The following is an 18,307-nucleotide window of genomic DNA, read 5'->3' on the forward strand; positions in this document are numbered from 1 at the left end:
CCCGCGATGAAAGGGGGTTTCGGGCGAGGACGCTCAGAAGGTGTAGGTGAGGCCGCCGCCGACGATCCACTGGTCGGCGCTGCCGACGTCATGGACCAGCGGGCTGTCGGCATATTTGCCGAGCAGGCGGCTATAGACGATCCCGCCGCCGATGCCGAAGCCCTTCAGCAGATTGCCCGACAGGCTTTGCACGCCGTAAAAGGCGACGCTCATGCTTTTGAAGCCGCTGCTGTCGATGCTGTAGGGGCGCAGGCCGCTGGCGGTCGATTGCGCGGGCGTGACGCTGTAATAGGTCTCGCCATAGCCCTTGCCGACATAATCGGCGGACAGGTTGAGACCGACATAGGTCGCACGCGACAGCGGGGTGGAATAGGAAAGCTGCGGCGTGATGACATAGCTGCCATAGGTGCCCGACACATCGCCGACCATCGCGATGCGGGCGGACAGCGAGTCATAGTCGCTGGTGATGACGCCGGTGCGCTGAATGCCGACAAAGCCGCCCAGTTCATAGGCGGTGTCGAGCTCGCCCAGCGCGCGGACCTGCAGGTTATCGACCTTCGTCGCGCGATTGCGGCGCACGCCCGCAATGCCGCCCAGTTCGAAATGGGTACCGACGCCGCCCGAATCGGGGATGGCATCGACGTAAAGCTGCGTTCCGCGCGTCCAGAAATCATGCCCGGAAACCGTGCCCATGACGACGGCGGCCGGGGTGACCTCGCTGCTGTCGGCACCTTCATAATCGGGCACCGACGCCACGCCAGCCGCGACGGTTATTCGATCGCCGCTGGTGTCGATGTCATTCGCGGACTGCCCCGACTGCGCAAACGCAGCGGGTGAGCAAACCAGAAACGCAGCGGCAGCAGCCGCGCAGACAGACAGCTTCATTCGGCAGGAACCCCTTTTATCTGTCTGCTGAACGCGCGGTACGGCGATTTGTTGCGCCGTACCGCGCCGAAGCCGGTCAATCGATTATCGGGTCAGCCGGTTGAGGATCAGGTCGAGCAAGCGCGTATCCGAAGGCGAAGCACTGGCCGGTGCCAGCGCGGTGCATTGCAGACAGCGGGCCTGCACCGAACCGCCTTCCGCCAGCCGCCGGGCATCGCCCAGTGCGCGTGCCATGGTTTCACGCCGTTCGAGCGCGAAATGCCCGAACAGGTCGGCGCTGACATGATCGCCGTCATCGTCGTCGCCATTTTCCTTTTTGGTGAAAGCCTGCACGAATTTGGCGAAATCGCTGGGTTTCTTTTCCAGATAGACGGCATGGACGTCCTTGGGGTCCAGCTTCGCACGACGCGCGGCTTCAGCAATCGCATCCTGCAGCCCGCCGAACTTGTCGACCAGCCCGATCTGATGCGCAGGCCCGCCCAGCCAGACGCGGCCCTGCCCGATTTCGTTGACGCGTTCGGGCGTCAGATGGCGCGATTTCGACACCACGCCGACAAACTTGCTGTAGCCGTCCTCAATCTGCGCCTGAAGCAGGTCGTCAAACGCCTTGTCGGTGCCGCCGTAAATATCGGGCTGTCCCGACAGCGGCGTGGTCTTTACCCCGTCGGTGGTGACGCCGATCTTCTTCAGCGTGTTTTCAAAGGTGGGAATGATCCCGAAAATACCGATCGAGCCGGTGATCGTATTGGGTTCGGCATAGATGACGTCGCCCGCCGTGGAGACCCAATAGCCGCCGCTGGCCGCCAGCGACCCCATCGAGGTGACAACGGGAAGCCCCTGCGCCTTGGCCTGCAAAATCGCCTGCCGGATCTGTTCGGACGCCAGTGCCGAACCGCCGGGAGAGGCGACGCGCACCACCAGCGCCTTCAGCTTGTCGTCCTTCAGCCCGTCGAGGATCAGCTTCGAGATGGTGTCGCCACCCGCCGAACCCGGCTTCGCCTTGCCGTCGACGATATCGCCCGCCACGGTGATGACGCCGATCGCCGCCCCCTTGGTCGACATCGGATGCGCCGCCACGAAGTCCGAATAATCAATGGCGTTGAAATTGCCCGCAGGCATGTCGTCGCCCGCCCCGACAATCTTTGCGACCGCCTGACCAAAGGCAACGCGCCCGCCGAGTTTATCCACCATTCCGGCGGCGAGATTGGCCCTGGCAAGGTCGCCGCCCGCAGCCTCCACCGCCTGCGCGGCGTTGGTCAGGAAGGGCTGAATCTTCGCCTGAGGCCGCGCCTTTGCCACGACCTGTTTCCATTCGTCGAAAATACCGTCGTACATCGCGGTCGCGGCCTGTTTGGCCGCAGGCGACTGATCGGAGCGCATATAGGGTTCGACCGCCGACTTATACTGGCCGACGCGATAAATGTGCGCGTTGATCCCCAGCTTGTCGATCAGCCCCTTGTAATAAAGCTGCGATCCGCCGGGACCGCGCAGCAACACGCCGCCCATCGGATTGGTCCAGATCTGGCTGGCATTGGCGGCGAGCAGATAGCCCGAATCGGTATAGGCGGTAGCATAGGCCAGCACCGGCTTGCCCGATGCGCGCACGCGGCGAATGGCATCGCCGACCTCTACCAGCGTGCTGGGATAGGCGCCCATGAAGCGGTCGAGATCAAGCACCACCGCCTTTACATGATCGTCGGTGCGCGCCGCATCGAGTGCGCGCACCACGTCACGCAGCCGGTATTGATGCGCGACGCTGCGCCCGCTGAGTGCGGCAAAGGGATCGACCTCCTCCGGCTGTTCGACAATCGTGCCGTCAAGCCGCAGCACCAGCGCGCCATCATGGATCGCGGCACGATTGGGCCGCGCCGACAGCGCCGCAAACAGCGCGGCGAAAAACAGCAGCAGCAGGATAAGCACCAGCGCATCCTTGATCCCGACAAGGATCTTCCAGGCACCACGAACCAGTCGCACGATCATATTCTCCAGATAACCTAGAACAAAGACTTAGCCGAGCAATCGCGCGGGGTAAATGCACAGTATTATGTACCCAATACGCCGGGTTCGAAAAAGCGTTTCCGCAGCGCCGAATCCTGCTACCCGGCGCTGCCATGACCGCTGCCGCCACGACCTCTGCCCCATTGGCGGGGCCACCGCCCAGAAGCTGGCGGGGAGAGCTGCGCGCGCTGCTGAAACTCGCATTGCCGCTGGTCGGCGCGAACCTGTTGCAGATGGCGGTCTATTCGAGCGACGTGATCTTCGTCGCGCGGCTGGGCACCGATGCGCTCGCGGCCGCGACGCTGGGCGTCTATCTCTATGCGGTATTGCTGTTCGCGCTGATCGGGCTGGTCAATGCCGCCGCCCCGATCATCGCCGCCGAACTGGGCCGCCGCCGCCATGCGGTGCGCGAGGTGCGCCGATCGGTGCGCATGGGATTGTGGCTGTCGGTCATCGCATCGCTGCCGATGATGCTGTTGCTGGCGCATGGTGCGACGCTGCTCGGCTGGATGGGGCAGGACCCGCATGCCTCGGCACAGGCGGGGCGCTATCTCGATATCCTGCTGATCTCGATGATTCCGGCGGTGGCGGGCAATGTCCTGCGTATCACGGTGTCGGCGCTGGGCCGTCCCAACTGGGCGATGGCGGTGACGGCGCTCGGCCTGCTGGTCAACATCGTCGGCAACTGGCTGCTGGTATTCGGCAATATGGGCTTTCCCCGGCTGGGCCTGACCGGGGCTGCGATTGCCAGCGTGACGACCGTGTATCTGATGCTGATCGCCTATGTGCTGATCCTCTATGGCGACCGGAAGCTGCGGCGATACCGGTTGTTCGGCAACTGGTGGCGGCCCGAATGGTCGCGGCTGGCGGAAATGGTGCGCCTCGGCGTGCCGATTGCCGTGACCATGACGTTCGAAGGCGCGATTTTCAGCGCCGCGACCTTCCTGATGGGGCTGATCGGCGTGACCGAGGTGGCCGCACATGCCGTGGCGATGCAGATCGCGGCGATCACCTTTCAGGTACCCTATGGCATTGCCCAGGCGGCGACGATCCGGGTGGGCATGGGCTATGGCGCGCGCGACGCCGACTGGATCGGGCTGGCCGGACGCACCGCACTGGCGCTGGGCATCGGTTTCATGGGACTGGCGGCGCTGGCGCTGCTCGCATGGCCGCGGCTGTTCATCCATGCCTATCTGACCACCGGCGATGCCAATGCCGAGACGATCGCGCTGGCGGTCCGCTATCTGAGCATCGCCGCCGCGTTTCAGTTGTTCGACGGCGCGCAGGCGGTGGCGGCGGGCGTACTGCGCGGATTGCAGGATACGCGCGTGCCGATGGTGCTGGCCGGGCTGGGCTATTGGGTCGCAGGCTTCGGGGCGGCGGTGCTGTTCGGTTTCGGGCTGGGATGGAAAGGCATCGGCATCTGGATCGGGCTGGCGACGGGGCTTGCCGTCGTTGCGGTTTTGCTGGGTTCCCGCTGGGCAATGCGGACGCGGCTCGGGCTTTTGCCGCAAGGCGCCAACGCCTGATCCCGTCGCCCGTGAAAGAGCGAAAAATTTTGGCTATGCGCCCATTGACGCCTCACCGGACGATATACATATGCGTGATCGTTAGCACTCGCATGGGGTGAGTGCTAAAACCTTATTCAATGCAGGAAAGGAAAGCGCGCATGAACTTTCGTCCGTTGCACGACCGCGTGCTCGTTCGCCGCGTAGAAGCCGAACAGAAGACGGCCGGCGGCATCATCATCCCCGACTCCGCCCAGGAAAAGCCGCAGGAAGGCGAAATCGTCGCCGCCGGTTCGGGTGCGAAGAGCGAAGACGGCAAGGTCACGCCGCTCGACGTCAAGGCCGGCGACCGCATCCTGTTCGGCAAATGGTCGGGCACCGAGGTCAAGGTCAATGGCGAAGACCTGCTCATCATGAAGGAAAGCGACATTCTGGGCGTTGTCGAGGGCTGAGGCCCTCCTTTCAGCCCTAGTCGTCATGCCGGCGCAAGCTGGCATCGCTCTGAAACTGCAAGACCCCGGCTTTCGCCGGGGTGACGCAAGAGACAAAAGGAAACAGGCAGCATGGCAGCCAAGGACGTAAAATTCTCGCGTGACGCACGCGAGCGCATCGTAAAGGGCGTGGACATCCTCGCCGACGCCGTCAAAGTGACGCTGGGGCCGAAGGGCCGCAACGTCGTGATCGACAAGTCGTTCGGCGCCCCGCGCATCACCAAGGACGGCGTCACCGTCGCCAAGGAAATCGAACTGAAGGACAAGTTCGAGAATATGGGCGCGCAGATGGTCCGCGAAGTCGCTTCGAAGACCAACGACGTTGCCGGTGACGGCACCACCACCGCGACCGTACTCGCCCAGGCGATCGTGCGCGAAGGCATGAAGTCGGTTGCCGCCGGCATGAACCCGATGGACCTGAAGCGCGGCATCGATCTGGCCGCCGCCAAGGTCGTCGAGGACATCAAGGGCCGTTCCAAGCCGGTTTCGGGTTCGTCCGAAGTCGCGCAGGTCGGCACCATTTCGGCCAATGGAGACAAGGAAGTCGGCGAGAAGATCGCCGAGGCCATGGACAAGGTCGGCAAGGAAGGCGTCATCACCGTCGAGGAGGCCAAGGGTCTCGAATTCGAACTCGACGTGGTTGAAGGCATGCAGTTCGACCGCGGCTATCTGAGCCCGTACTTCATCACCAACCCGGACAAGATGAACACGGAACTCAACGATCCGTACATCCTGATCCACGAGAAGAAGCTGTCGAACCTGCAGGCGATGCTGCCGATCCTCGAAGCGGTCGTGCAGTCGGGCCGTCCGCTGCTGATCATCGCCGAGGATATCGAAGGCGAAGCACTGGCCACGCTGGTCGTCAACAAGCTGCGCGGCGGCCTGAAGGTTGCAGCGGTCAAGGCACCGGGCTTCGGCGATCGTCGCAAGGCGATGCTGGAAGACATCGCGGTCCTGACCAAGGGCGAAGTGATCAGCGAAGACCTGGGCATCAAGCTCGAAAACGTCACGCTGAACATGCTGGGCACTGCCAAGCGCGTCACCATCGACAAGGACAACACCACGATCGTCGACGGTGCCGGCGATGCGGAAGCCATCAAGGCCCGCACCGAGCAGATCCGTTCGCAGATCGAAACCACCACCAGCGACTATGACCGCGAGAAGCTGCAAGAGCGTCTGGCGAAGCTGGCAGGCGGCGTTGCCGTCATCAAGGTCGGCGGTGCGACCGAGGTTGAGGTGAAGGAGCGCAAGGATCGCGTCGACGACGCGCTGCACGCCACCCGCGCAGCAGTCGAAGAAGGCATCGTGCCCGGCGGCGGTACCGCGCTGCTCTATGCCACCAAGGCGCTCGACGGCGTGACCGGTGAAAATGACGACCAGACCCGCGGCATCGACATCGTGCGGCGTTCGCTGACCGCGCTGGTTCGCCAGATCGCCAGCAATGCCGGTCATGACGGTGCAGTCGTTTCGGGCAAGCTGCTCGATCAGGACGACACCTCGTTCGGCTTCAACGCCGCAACCGACACCTATGAAAATCTGGTGTCGGCCGGTGTGATCGACCCGACCAAGGTGGTGCGTACCGCGCTGCAGAACGCATCGTCGGTCGCCGGTCTGCTGATCACGACGGAAGCCACCGTCGCCGAGCTGCCGGAAGACAAGTCGGCCCCGGCCATGCCCGATATGGGCGGCATGGGTGGCATGGGCGGCGGCATGGGCTTCTAAAGCCCGCTGCTATCCATTGCATCGGAAGGGGTCGGGGGAGCAATTCCCCGGCCCTTTTCTTGTGCGTTGGTTTCCGGCCGGGCGGGCCGTACCACCGGGAATCCTGCGCGGTGTGTGTCCTTCGCGGAACCAAATGCAGGACAGCTTTGTTCTGTGCTTCAAGCCATTTTGTGTGAAGGCCTTCGGTTTTTGGTTTTCATCTGTTATGCTTAAGCTGTTTTTCCTGAAAGGGAGTACTCTATGACCGGCAAGTTTCTCGCCGCTGTCGCTGCCAGTTCGCTGATCGCGGCGCCGGCAATGGCCGCACCCACCCACGCTACACCCGTTCGTGCGGCGAATGCCATGCCGACGGTTACGGCTCTGCCGACCGCTCAGGGCGTTCGGGTATCCAAGAAGCTGAAAAAGACTTCCAACATGGCAAGCGGTGCGATGATTCCGGTCGTCCTCCTTGCCGCGGGCATCGCCGCGATTCCGATCACAGCTGCAGCAACCGACAACAATAACGGGGCGTCCAGCCCGGGCTGATTATAGCAATCAGCTTCAGAATAGAGAAAGGGGGCCTGACGGTCCCCTTTTTTATGTCGGCGCTTCGCCAAAGGCCCGGCGCAGGGCGTTGCGCTTTGCACGGGTAAAGTGGCGCGCGACGCTGGTCTCCCTGGCAGACCCGTCAAAGCCGTGAAAGGCGCCCGGCACAACATGCAGTTCGGTCATGATGCCGGCGTCGATCAGGCGCCTGGCATAGGTCACATCCTCATCGACGAACAGGTCGATCGAGCCGACACCAATAAAGGCAGGTGGCAGGCCGCTCAGATCGCGCGTGCGCGCCGGAACCGCAGCAACCGGCACACTGTCGGTTCCCGGCTGCTGCCCCAGGAAAGACCGCCAGCCGAAAACATTGTCCGGCACGGTCCAGGCGAAGACGCCAACATGCGGAGGCGGTTGACGCAGGCTGCCGGTGCGGTCATCAAGCATGGGATAAATAAGGCACTGGAAAGAAAGCGGAACCTGCCCCCGGTCGCGGGCCATGATCGCCAGAATCGCCGCCAGCCCGCCGCCAGCACTCTCCCCCATCACGCCGAGGCGCTGTCGGTCGACCCCCATCGCCCCCGCACGATGATAAAGCCATTTCAACGCTGCATAATTCTGTTCAGTCGAAACCTTTAGGTCACTTCCGGCGACAATGCATAATCGACCGTTACAATGACGCAATCGAGCGCCTTGGCGAGCGCCTGTTTTGCCGGAACATCGTCAATGGCCCGGCCAAGGATCATTCCCCCTCCATGAATATGCAGGATGGCCGGACGCGACCCGGCACCAGCATTGATAACATAAACGGTAACATCCGGAATTCCCTCGGCAACCGGCACACGATGTGCCTTCACCGGAATACCGGGCAACAGCTTTGGCTGGTTGGCGTCGATCTGTTTGCGGATCGCCAGATAATTTTCCGACATGGGTGGCGAAGATTGCGCCCATTTGATCGCGGGAAGCGCCGCCGCGCGCAGTTCCGGATTGACGTAGCTGAGTTCCGGATAGGATTCGGTCTGTGGCGTCATAGCGGCAAAGGCCCGCATCGGGCCCGCCAGTGCGGTCAACGACCCTGCCAGCATGGCGCCCTACGTAATTTGCCGCCGTGTCACGTCCACCATTTCCACTCCTCTACCCTGATCGTTTGCGCGATCCTGCCGCAAATCCACCCGAAGGTGCAATGCGCCAGAGCACTGAGCGCCACGGCGCGATCAGCGGCGCGAACGTCCCGCTGCGCGCGCGGCGGTGATGCCCAGTTGCGCGGCAAGCACCGGACCGGGGGTGGCGGGCGCCATGATCTGACGCTCAACCTCGCGCACGCGCTCCATCGCCTGCGCGATGCGGCGTGAATCCCAGCGCTGGAGAGCGGATGCCGTCGCGTCCCGCTCCTTGAAGAAAACCCGGTGTTTCTCGATCACGGTGCCGATGCTGTTTCCGGCATCGACCTCGGCCCGCAAGGCGGCCAGCGCAGTCAGCCGCCGGGCAAGCTGGCGCAGAAAGGGGATGGAAAGATTGCCGTCCTCCATCAGATGCAGTTCGTTTGCGGTTTTCGGCGCATCGCCCGCCAGGATTGCGGCAATCGCATCGAACAGCCCGTCGCTTTCCAGATCGGCGCCCACCGCCTCCAGCGCGGCAAGGCCGGCCTCTTTCGGCGCGTCCGGCGTCGCGTCGAGATAGAGCGCCAGCTTTTCAATCTCGCTGGCGACGATGGCGCGGTCGCCGCCTGCGGCATCCCACAGCCGCGCCGCGGTTTCGCCGGTCAGACGTACGCCCGCTTCCTGCGCCATGGAGATTGCGAGCTGGATGGCGTTGCGCCCCTCCGGCACATAACAGGCGCAGGCGATGACGGCGGGCGAAGCAAGGGCGAGCTTCACCAGCTTGCCCGAGGTTTTGACCCCCGGTGCGATCAGCACCACCGGCTCGCCCGATTGGGGCGCGTCGATCAGTTGCTGCAGCGCCGCCAGCGACTCCTCCCCCGCCCCGGCGACACGGACATAGCGACGCGTGCCGAACAGCGACATGGAGGCCGCTTCATCCTGCAACAGGCCGGGCTGGCTGCGCAGCATTGCGGGGTCGATGTCGATCCGCTCGACATCGGCGCCGAGCGTCTTTTCCAGCCGTTTGGCGAGTGCCTCCGCCCCGGCTTCGTCACTGCCGTGGAACAGCCAGGCGCGGATATCGGGGGAAGGCCGGTCGATATGACCTGCGATGCTATTGGCCGAAACCTTCACTTTTTCGCGTTTTCGCGCACATAAAGCGCGAGCCGCGAGACGATCTGGTCGGCGACGATATGGGTCAGGTTTTCGAGCGACGTCTGTTCCGCCGCGATGGTCGCATATTCGGAACCCACCACGTCGATCCCGGCATCCGATCCGGCCGTCGCCTCGAACACCGTCTTGCCGGTGGCGAGATCGACCAGTTCATAGCGCGCGCGCAGGCTGCGGCGTTCGCGGGTGATCGCATCGTCGCGCCGCACGCCCAGCCCGGTGATCGAATCATCGAGCACCACCTTCAACTGATATTGCGGGGCGGTGCCGCCGTCGCGCATCAGCCGGTCGCGCAGCGCATTGGCCATCAGCCAGCCGTCGCGGCCCTCAATCGGCGCGACCTGCACATGCGACAGGGTCGAACCGACGGTACCCGAACCACCATTGTCGTAGAGCGGGTGCAGTCCGCACCCGGCAAGCGCAAATGCGGCGAGCGGGGCGAGCCAGCGCTTCATGCGACGACATTCACCAGCCGGTCGGGCACCACGATGACCTTGCGCGGCGGTTTGCCGTCGAGCGTCTGGACGATACGCGGCGAATCGAGCGCGGCAGCCTCCAGCGCGTCCTTCGCCATCCCCTTGGGCAGCGTCAGCTTGTCGCGCAGCTTGCCGTTGACCTGGATCGCGATGATGACTTCATCCTCGACCAGCAGCGCGGGATCGACCTCCGGCCAGTCGGCGTCGGCGATCAGCCCCGGCTTGCCCGCCGCTGCCCATGCTTCCTCGGCAATGTGCGGCGCCATCGGCGCGACGATCCGCATCAGCGTGTCGATCGCCTGCGCGCGCGATGCGGAGGGTTGCGCCTTTTCGATCGCGTTGACCAGTTCGTAAAGCTTCGCCACCGCCTTGTTGAAGGACAGCGCCTCGACATCCTCGGCAACCCCGGCAATCGTCTGGTGCAGTTTGCGCATCAGCGCCTTATCCGTCTCGAGCGAAGTCGAGAGATCCTCACCTGCGGCGGGCGCATTGCCGTCGAACAGCCGCCACAGCCGCTGCACGAAGCGCCACGCGCCCTCGATTCCGCTTTCGGACCATTCGAGGTCGCGTTCGGGCGGCGAGTCGGAGAGCATGAACCAGCGTACCGCGTCCGCGCCATACTGATCGACGATCGGGCCGGGATCGACGGTGTTCTTCTTCGACTTCGACATCTTCTCGACGCGGCCGACCGTCACCGGCTGGCCGTCCGCCTTTAATGTCGCGGTCTTGCCCGACAGCGTGATGTCATCGGGACCGAACCAGCTTTTGCGTTTTTCCGCATTCTCACGGAAATAGGTCTCGTGCGTGACCATCCCTTGCGTGAACAGGCCCGCAAACGGCTCGGCAATGTCGAGCTTGCCCATATGGCGCAGCGCACGCGTCCAGAAGCGCGCATAGAGCAGGTGCAGGATCGCATGTTCGACGCCGCCGATATACTGGCCGACGGGCAGCCATTGTTCGGCCACCGCCTTGTCGAACGGCTTGTCATCGGGCTGGCTGGCGAAGCGGATGAAATACCAGGACGAATCAACAAAGGTGTCGAGCGTGTCGGTTTCGCGCCGCGCCGGTTTGCCGCATTTGGGGCAATCGACATGCTTCCACGTCGGATGGCGGTCGAGCGGGTTGCCGGGCACGTCGAACGACACATCCTCCGGCAGTTTCACCGGAAGCTGATCGCGCGGCACCGGCACCGGGCCGCATGTTTCGCAATGAATGATCGGGATCGGTGTGCCCCAGTAGCGCTGGCGCGACACGCCCCAGTCGCGCAGCCGCCAGACGGTGGTGCCGGTTCCCCAGCCGCCATCCTCTGCGCGCTCGATGACTTCGCGCTTGGCGTCGGCGACATCCATGCCGTCGAGGAAATGCGAATTCACCAGCGTGCCGGGACCGGTATAGGCTTCGTCGCCGGCAAATTCGGGATCGGTCTGGTCGCCGTCACTGACCACGCGACGCACCGGCAAGCCGTATTTGCGCGCGAAGTCGAGGTCGCGCTGGTCATGCGCGGGAACGCCGAACACCGCGCCGACGCCGTAATCCATCAGCACGAAATTGGCGATATAGACGGGCAGCTTCCAGTCGGGATCGAACGGGTGGGTCGCCGTCAGCCCGGTGTCATAGCCGAGCTTTTCCTGCGTCTCGATCTCGGCCGCGCTGGTCCCGCCCGCGCGGCACTTTTCAGCAAAAGCGGCGATTTCCGGATTGTCTTCGGCCAGTTTGAGCGCGAGCGGATGATCGGCGGCAACCGCGACGAAGCTCGCGCCGAAGATCGTGTCGGGACGGGTGGTGAAGACTTCCACCGTACCGCCGTCGGACAGCGCGAATCCGAATTGCAGTCCCTGGCTTTTGCCGATCCAGTTTTCCTGCATCAGCTTCACCTTATCGGGCCAGTGTTCCAGTTCGCCCAGCCCGTCGAGCAGCTCGTCGGCGAAATCGGTGATTTTCAGGAACCACTGGCTGAGCTTGCGCTTTTCGACTTCGGCGCCCGAACGCCAGCCCTTGCCGTCGATCACCTGTTCATTGGCGAGCACGGTCATATCGACCGGATCCCAGTTGACCGCCGATTCCTTGCGATAGACGAGGCCAGCCGCGTAGAGATCGAGGAACAGCGCCTGTTCCTGCCCGTAATATTCGGGGTCGCAGGTGGCGAATTCGCGCGTCCAGTCGAGGCCGAAGCCGATCCGCTTCAACTGCGCGCGCATCGCCGCGATATTCTGGTACGTCCATGCGCCGGGATGGACCTTTTTCTCCATCGCAGCATTTTCGGCCGGCATCCCGAACGCGTCCCAGCCCATCGGGTGCAGCACCTCAAACCCGCGCATCCGGCGGAAACGCGCAAGCACGTCGCCCATCGTATAGTTGCGGACATGGCCCATATGGATGCGCCCCGAGGGATAGGGGAACATCTCCAGCACATAGGATTTGGGGCGCGGACTGTCGTTGTTCGCGGCAAAGGTGCGGCGCTCTTCCCAGAGCGCCTGCCAGGCCGCGTCCGCCTTCAATGCGTTGAAGCGCGACGCCATGGGAGGTTCGCCTCTTCCTTAGCCCGAAACCGCGGCGCGGCGCAGACGGCGCGCATCGGTGAGGATGATGTCTTCCAGCTTCTGCACGGTTGCCGCCTTGACCGGCGCATCGACCCAGGTGCCGTTCTGGTTCACCTGCCGCAGCGCGACGACGCGCAGCGCATCGGCGCGCAGATCCTGATCGAGGATGGAGACGGTGACCTTCATCCGCTGACCAGCATTGTTGGGATCGACATACCAGTCGGTGACGATCACCCCGCCCTTCGAATCGGTCTGCAGCAGCGGCATGAAGCTGAGCGTGTCGAGCGAGGCACGCCAGAGATAGCTGTTGACCCCGATCGTCGTGACATTCGACGCCGCGAGTTCGGTCTTGGGGCGGTTCCCATGGCTGCATGCCGAAAGCGATACGGCAAGCGAAGCGATGAGAATCGATGCAGAGAGGCGGCGCATGAAAGCATCCTTGAAAAACTGGAAACACGAAGCTTCGCATCTATAGGGGTTGCAGCGCATGGAGCAAGCATTTGCCCGATTGTGGATATGTGGCAACAGTTGGGCAGGAAAGCGATTCCGGGCAGTGGAACTTTCGCTGCGAATCATGGTAGGGCAATCACATCAGGAAGGGGTTTCATGACTCGGGCACGGTGGATAGCAGGACTGGCACTGGGGGCGATTACCGCCGCCGGCATCGCCGTGTCGCCTGCGCTTCACGCCCAAGGTGCTGATGTTCCATCGACTTTCAACGATCCGCGACTGGGTGCGTTCACCCCTGCGGCCGCCGATCCGAAGCTCGCCGCGACGCTGGCGCGCAGCGGCATCGATCCGAGCGAGTTCCGCTTCACCCCCACCGAATCGAAGCAGGAAGGCCGCCGTTCGGTAACGGTTGCGGTACGCGCGAGCACGGAACGCAGCGCAACCCCGGACACCAAACATGCCGCAGCGACCTCTCCGTCGCTGACACTGGCCCCGATTGCGTACAATCTGGGCGTTTCGGTCGGCTGGAAACGATTCGCGCTGACCGGCGATATCGCCAAGCTCGACATGGCGGGCCAGCCGGGCAGCCACGAATCGACCGAAGTCGGCGTGACCTATACCGGCAAGAAATTCGCCGGACGCGTGTCGGCCGCCAGTCAGAAGCCGCTGCGCAGCGATGCGCCGCAGATCATGGACGAATCGAACTATTCGATCGATGTCGGCGGGGCATACAAGCTGACGCATAACCTCGATGTGACGGCGGGTGTCCGCTACAAATCGGAAAAAGACCGCCTGCCGCAGCTTGCCGATGATCGTCGCGACAGTCAGGCTGTTTATATCGGAACCGCATTCCGCTTCTGATTGCGCGCCGGAGCAGGCTTCAGCACCTCCCCGGTTTTTCCAGCCACCAGTCGATCGCCGCCCAGCCATGAAGATTCGCTGCGCGCAGCCGTCTGGCACGCATCGGAGTCATGCCGCCCAAGGCGATGACCGGCGCACGGCTTTGCGCCGCGATTTGCGCGAATCGAAGCGGGCCCAGCGTCCCCGCGCCTTTGTGCGAGCGGGTGGAAAAGGCGGGGGAGAGAAAGATCAGGTCGACACCCGCGTGATTCGCCGCTGCCAGTTCGCGCATATCGTGCACGGCCCGGCTGGTGACGCCGCCCCGGCAGGAGCAGCGCGCATTATGCGTGCCCGCTTCGCCGCGCCCCAATGGCGCTGCGCCCGCGCGCAGCAACAACAGGTGTTTGCGCCGCGCCAGCTTTGCCACCTGCGCAAACAGCGCACGCCGCTTTGCCAGAGGCAGGGAATAGTGGCGAAACACGACGCCCGCCCCGCGCGGGAGCGCATCGAGCGCATCCCACAACCGGTCGCCCATGCGCTCGTCGGTCATCAGCCAGTGGCGGGGAAGCGTGCGGGGGTGGCGGGGCTGCATCGGGGGCAGTATAGCGACGCCGATGGAAGCCGAAACCGCCTCTGCCGAAACCGCCTCTGATCGCCTGCACGCCGTTCGCGAGCATATGGCGCGTGCCGCCCGCACCGCCGACCGCAAGGTGGACGACATCACCCTGATCGCCGTGTCGAAATTTCACGATGCCGACGCGATCGCGCCGCTGATCGAAGCGGGTCAGCGCGTGTTCGGGGAAAACCGCGTGCAGGAAGCAGCGCGAAAATGGCCCGTACTGCGCGAACGCACGCCCGATATCGCGCTGCATCTGGTCGGACAGTTGCAATCGAACAAGGCCGATGATGCGGTGCAATTGTTCGATGCCATCCATTCGCTCGACCGGTCGTCGCTGGTCGGCGCGCTGGCAAAGGCGATGGACAGGCACGACCGGCGACCGGCCTGCTTCATCCAGGTCAATATCGGCGACGAGCCGCAAAAGGGCGGCTGTACGATTGCCGCCCTGCCCGCGCTGCTGAGCGAGGCGCGGACTGCCGGTCTGCCGGTCGGCGGGCTGATGTGCGTGCCGCCGCTGGAGGTCGAACCCGCCCCCTATTTCGCGCTGCTGGGCAAGCTGGCGCGCGATCACGGCCTGTCGGAACTAAGCATGGGCATGTCGGCGGATTACGCAACGGCGATTACCATCGGTGCGACCCATGTCCGCGTCGGCACCGCATTGTTCGGGCCACGCACGTGAAACCGGATGCGATCCTGTTCGATTTCGACGGCGTGCTGCTGGAAAGCGAATCCGCAGGCAATCGCCATATCGCCGACTATCTGACCGCGCGCGGCAACCCGACCACGCCCGAGGATTCGATGGCGAACTTCATGGGGCTGAGCGGTCAGGCATTTCTGTCGGCCATCGAGGAATGGACCGGCAAGCCGCTGCCCGACGATTTTCACGTCGAACGCGACGCCGAGAATCGCCGTGTGCTCGAATCCGGGCTGGACGCCGTCACCGGCGCCACCGCCTTTGTCCGCTCGCTTCCCGCCACCCTGCCCCGCGCGGTGGTATCGTCGAGCAGCAGCTACTGGATCAGCACGCATCTCGACCATCTGGGACTGAGCGACGCCTTCGGCAATCACATTTATAGCGGCCATGAGCATGTCGAACACGGCAAACCCGCCCCCGACCTCTATCTCTATGCCGCCGACAAGCTGCATGTGCCGATTGAGCGTTGTATCATCCTTGAGGATTCGCCGGTGGGCGTGACCGGTGCGGTTGCCTCCGGCGCGACGGTAATCGGGCTGTGTGCGGGCGCACATTGCGCTCCCGATCATGCGGACCGGCTGCGCGCGCTGGGCGTGCGGCTGATCGCGCATGATTTCGACGAGGTGACGCGGCTGATTTCAGGGTCTGTTTAAAAAAGCGGTGCCAGCCCGCGCCCTGAGGGGGAGCGGGCCGGAGCCGTACATGGAAATGCGAATTTCCAAACAGACCTAAACCTGTCGTGCGATCAGCGTGTAAACCAGCGTTGCCCGCACCCGAAAGCCGAGCCGTTCATACAGCGCTATGGTGGCGGCATGATCGGCATAGGCATGGAGGAACGGCACTTCGCCCCGATCGAGAATGCCCTGCGCGACCAGCGCCATCAGACCCTTTGCATAACCGCGCCCGCGAAAATCTGGATGGGTGCACACACCGCTGACTTCGGTGAATCCGGGCGGCCGCATCCGCTCTCCCGCCATGGCGATCAGCGCACCGTCATGCCGGATACCGATAAAATTGCCGAGTCGGTGGGTCTTTATGGCAAAAGGCCCCGGCTCAGTACGGGTGGCGAGTGCCAGCATTTCCGCCGTATCGGAATCGCCCAGCGTCTGATAGTCCATATCCGGTACGGGCACATTCAGGCATTCGGCCACCATCTGCACGCACCGCGCCTGTTTCACGATGGCAACCCCGGCGGGCAGGACCGGCGGTGCCGGTTCGACCAGACCCAGCACGCCCTCTTCCGGCATCAGCGCGGCAAGCGCAGCCCGCCCCTCTTCGCTCGTATCTGCCATTGCGGCGAACAATCCCATTTCCGGGTCGATGCGCAGCGCGTGCGGCCCGCCGACGGCAAAGGCGCTCTGGCGCGTCGTGAAGGCATTCCAGACCGGACGGTCCAGCGGATGGGCGGTCATAGCTGGTGGCCGGTGCGGTCGCGCTTGGTCGCCAGATAGCGTTCGTTATGCGGATTGGGCGGTAGCTTGTGCGCAACGCGCTCGATCACGTCGATGCCGTTGTCGCGCAGCACCGCAACCTTGGCCGGGTTGTTGGTCAGCAGGCGGATCCGCTTCTGGCCGAGCAGGGTCAGCATCCGCGCGGCGATTCGGAAATCGCGCGCATCGACCGCAAAGCCCAGCCGGGTATTGGCATCGACCGTGTCATAGCCCTGATCCTGCAACGCATAGGCACGCAGCTTGTTGATCAGGCCGATCGCGCGCCCCTCCTGCCGCAGATAGAGCAGCACGCCCCAGCCCGCTTTTTTGATTTCGGCGATGGCGGCACGCAGTTGCGGCCCGCAATCGCATTTCAGGCTGCCCAGCACATCACCGGTCAGGCATTCGCTGTGCAGACGCACCAGCGGCGGATTGCCGTTCGGCTCCCCGATCAGCAGCGCGACATGCTCGCTGGCTTCGGGGCTGCGAAAGGCGACGATCTCGGCATCCTCCGCACCGTCCACGGGCAGGCGCGCGCGCACCGCAATGGTCAGGCGGTCAGCATCTTCATGCGCGTCGATATCGGCGGGCGTGAGGATGGCCCCGTCCTCCGCCGGCGCGGGCAGCAGGAAGAAAGCGGGCAGCACACCCGCAATCCGCGCCAGCCGCAGCGCCTGCGCCATCAGTGCCGGGTGCGCCCCCTCAACCGCACGGAACGGCCCCTTGAGCGGGGTGCGCAGGTCGAATTGCGGATCGGCAATCGCGGTGGCCGCAGGAAAGTCGAGCCAGTCGGTCCGCTCGATCAGCACCGGACCGTCGGGAGTCGCAGCCGCGCGCTGATTGGCGAGCCGCAGCGTCGCCGCGCGCCCCGCCGAAATCAGCAGCGGCGCGGTGCCCGCCGGGTCGAGCGTCGCCAGTGCCGCCGCATCGCCCGTCTCCACCGCGAACAGCGTCAGCGTCGCGCCATCGTCGTGCAGCGTCACCGGCCAGCCCCGGTGCAGTGCATCGACGGCGCGCGCCGCCGCACGCGGATCGGAAGGGCGCGGGTCGTTCAAAAGGCGAACTCGGTCATGATCGGGATATGGTCGGAGGGTTTGAGCCAGCTGCGGCAGTCTTCAAATACCCGATGCCCGACCGCCTTTTGCGCGACCGAAGCGCTGGCCCACATATGGTCGAGCCTGCGTCCGCGATCCGATGCCGCCCAGTCCTTCGCGCGATAGCTCCACCAGGTGTAGAGCCGTTCGGGCGCGGGAACGAAATGGCGGCCGAGATCGACCCAGTCATGCGCGGCCTGAAGCCGGTTCAGCGTATCCACCTCGATCGGCGTATGGCTGACGACTTTCAGAAGCTGTTTATGGCTCCACACATCGCTTTCCAGCGGCGCGATATTGAAATCGCCGACCAGGAGCGTCGGCGTATCGCCCAGCCCCGCCGACCAGTCGGTCATGCGCGCCAGAAAATCGAGCTTCTGCCCGAATTTGGGATTTTCATCGCGGTCGGGAATATCGCCGCCCGCCGGCACATAGACATTTTCGAGCCGCAGCCCGTTTTCCAGCCGCACGCCGACATGGCGCGCCTCGCCATTCGCCTGCCAGTCGAGGCGCTTGTCCTCAGCGAGCGGCACGCGGCTGAGAATCGCGACCCCGTGATGCATCCGCTGACCGTTGAGGACGATATGATCATATCCAAGGTCACGGAACGGCTGGAGCGGAAAGTCCCCGTCAATCACCTTGGTTTCCTGCAGGCACAGAATGTCGGGTGCGGCCTCCCGCAGGAAGCGTTCGACGATATCGATGCGAAAGCGCACCGAATTGATGTTCCACGATACGATTTTGAGCGTCTGAGTCATATGCCCGGCG

General features: G+C 63.9%; 19 protein-coding genes. 7 read left to right on the top strand and 12 right to left on the bottom strand.

The annotated features are described in order from the left end of the window. Positions 1 to 33 precede the first annotated feature (33 nt). Positions 34 to 885, bottom strand: a complete 852-nt coding sequence (locus tag FHR23_RS10810; protein WP_184003777.1) for a MipA/OmpV family protein — start codon at positions 883 to 885, stop codon at positions 34 to 36. An 84-nt stretch (positions 886 to 969) separates the two neighbouring features. Next, entirely contained in the window at positions 970 to 2,859 is a 1,890-nt protein-coding gene (sppA, locus tag FHR23_RS10815) for a signal peptide peptidase SppA (RefSeq protein WP_184003779.1), read from the bottom strand. A gap of 137 nt (positions 2,860 to 2,996) precedes the next feature. Between sppA and FHR23_RS10820 the strand changes: the two genes are divergently transcribed. The 4 genes from FHR23_RS10820 to FHR23_RS10835 all read left to right on the top strand — a co-directional run bounded on the left by FHR23_RS10820 (position 2,997) and on the right by FHR23_RS10835 (position 7,129). Continuing rightward, a complete protein-coding gene (locus FHR23_RS10820; protein WP_184003781.1) occupies positions 2,997 to 4,412 on the top strand; it encodes an MATE family efflux transporter in 1,416 nt (471 codons plus the stop codon). 140 nt (positions 4,413 to 4,552) lie between these two features. Beyond that, the gene (gene groES / locus FHR23_RS10825) at positions 4,553 to 4,843 is read left to right on the top strand and encodes a co-chaperone GroES (protein WP_184003783.1); all 291 of its coding nucleotides are present in this window, start codon (positions 4,553 to 4,555) and stop codon (positions 4,841 to 4,843) included. A gap of 111 nt (positions 4,844 to 4,954) precedes the next feature. Next, positions 4,955 to 6,604, top strand: a complete 1,650-nt coding sequence (groL, locus tag FHR23_RS10830; protein ID WP_184003785.1) for a chaperonin GroEL — start codon at positions 4,955 to 4,957, stop codon at positions 6,602 to 6,604. A 240-nt stretch (positions 6,605 to 6,844) separates the two neighbouring features. Beyond that, positions 6,845 to 7,129, top strand: a complete 285-nt coding sequence (locus FHR23_RS10835; protein ID WP_184003787.1) for a hypothetical protein — start codon at positions 6,845 to 6,847, stop codon at positions 7,127 to 7,129. Between the two features lie 51 nt (positions 7,130 to 7,180). Here FHR23_RS10835 and FHR23_RS16605 read toward each other — a convergent pair whose 3' ends face one another. The 6 genes from FHR23_RS16605 to FHR23_RS10860 form a co-directional block, all read right to left on the bottom strand. After that, positions 7,181 to 7,735, bottom strand: a complete 555-nt coding sequence (locus FHR23_RS16605) for an alpha/beta hydrolase fold domain-containing protein (protein ID WP_281377220.1) — start codon at positions 7,733 to 7,735, stop codon at positions 7,181 to 7,183. Positions 7,736 to 7,764: 29 nt separating this feature from the next. Beyond that, positions 7,765 to 8,199, bottom strand: a complete 435-nt coding sequence (locus tag FHR23_RS16695; protein ID WP_281377221.1) for an alpha/beta hydrolase — start codon at positions 8,197 to 8,199, stop codon at positions 7,765 to 7,767. Positions 8,200 to 8,343: 144 nt separating this feature from the next. Continuing rightward, entirely contained in the window at positions 8,344 to 9,363 is a 1,020-nt protein-coding gene (gene holA / locus FHR23_RS10845; protein ID WP_184003789.1) for a DNA polymerase III subunit delta, read from the bottom strand. Next, positions 9,360 to 9,854 carry an LPS assembly lipoprotein LptE gene (lptE, locus tag FHR23_RS10850; RefSeq protein WP_184003791.1) on the bottom strand — a complete coding sequence of 165 codons (495 nt, stop codon included), beginning with the start codon at positions 9,852 to 9,854 and terminating at the stop codon, positions 9,360 to 9,362. The genes holA and lptE overlap by 4 nt, the downstream gene beginning before the upstream one ends. After that, positions 9,851 to 12,394, bottom strand: coding sequence for a leucine--tRNA ligase (gene leuS, locus FHR23_RS10855; RefSeq protein WP_184003793.1), 2,544 nt, complete (start codon positions 12,392 to 12,394; stop codon positions 9,851 to 9,853). Before leuS ends, lptE begins: the two co-directional genes overlap by 4 nt. Positions 12,395 to 12,412: 18 nt before the next feature. Further along, positions 12,413 to 12,844, bottom strand: coding sequence for a DUF3576 domain-containing protein (locus FHR23_RS10860; protein WP_184003795.1), 432 nt, complete (start codon positions 12,842 to 12,844; stop codon positions 12,413 to 12,415). A 177-nt stretch (positions 12,845 to 13,021) separates the two neighbouring features. Here FHR23_RS10860 and FHR23_RS10865 point away from each other — a divergent pair, with 177 nt between their 5' ends. Continuing rightward, positions 13,022 to 13,726 carry a porin gene (locus tag FHR23_RS10865; RefSeq protein WP_184003797.1) on the top strand — a complete coding sequence of 235 codons (705 nt, stop codon included), beginning with the start codon at positions 13,022 to 13,024 and terminating at the stop codon, positions 13,724 to 13,726. Positions 13,727 to 13,745: 19 nt separating this feature from the next. Here the strand turns inward: FHR23_RS10865 and FHR23_RS10870 are convergent, their stop codons facing one another. Beyond that, complete coding sequence (locus tag FHR23_RS10870; protein ID WP_184003799.1) at positions 13,746 to 14,297, bottom strand: thiamine phosphate synthase; 552 nt, start codon at positions 14,295 to 14,297, stop codon at positions 13,746 to 13,748. A 22-nt stretch (positions 14,298 to 14,319) separates the two neighbouring features. Here FHR23_RS10870 and FHR23_RS10875 point away from each other — a divergent pair, with 22 nt between their 5' ends. Next, complete coding sequence (locus FHR23_RS10875; RefSeq protein WP_184003801.1) at positions 14,320 to 15,003, top strand: YggS family pyridoxal phosphate-dependent enzyme; 684 nt, start codon at positions 14,320 to 14,322, stop codon at positions 15,001 to 15,003. Beyond that, positions 15,000 to 15,671, top strand: coding sequence for an HAD-IA family hydrolase (locus FHR23_RS10880; RefSeq protein ID WP_184003803.1), 672 nt, complete (start codon positions 15,000 to 15,002; stop codon positions 15,669 to 15,671). Before FHR23_RS10875 ends, FHR23_RS10880 begins: the two co-directional genes overlap by 4 nt. A gap of 75 nt (positions 15,672 to 15,746) precedes the next feature. Here the strand turns inward: FHR23_RS10880 and FHR23_RS10885 are convergent, their stop codons facing one another. Genes FHR23_RS10885 through FHR23_RS10895 form a run of 3 tightly spaced genes read right to left on the bottom strand, consistent with a single transcriptional unit; the run spans position 15,747 to position 18,297 of the window. Further along, on the bottom strand, positions 15,747 to 16,430 hold the full coding sequence (locus FHR23_RS10885) for a GNAT family N-acetyltransferase (protein WP_184003805.1): 684 nt from the start codon (positions 16,428 to 16,430) through the stop codon (positions 15,747 to 15,749). Next, positions 16,427 to 17,503, bottom strand: a complete 1,077-nt coding sequence (gene ribA, locus FHR23_RS10890) for a GTP cyclohydrolase II (RefSeq protein ID WP_184003807.1) — start codon at positions 17,501 to 17,503, stop codon at positions 16,427 to 16,429. The genes FHR23_RS10885 and ribA overlap by 4 nt, the downstream gene beginning before the upstream one ends. Further along, on the bottom strand, positions 17,500 to 18,297 hold the full coding sequence (locus FHR23_RS10895; protein ID WP_184003809.1) for an exodeoxyribonuclease III: 798 nt from the start codon (positions 18,295 to 18,297) through the stop codon (positions 17,500 to 17,502). Before FHR23_RS10895 ends, ribA begins: the two co-directional genes overlap by 4 nt. Positions 18,298 to 18,307 lie beyond the last annotated feature (10 nt).

Source organism: Stakelama sediminis (assembly GCF_014199335.1).
GTDB classification, from domain to species: domain Bacteria; phylum Pseudomonadota; class Alphaproteobacteria; order Sphingomonadales; family Sphingomonadaceae; genus Sphingomonas; species Sphingomonas sediminis.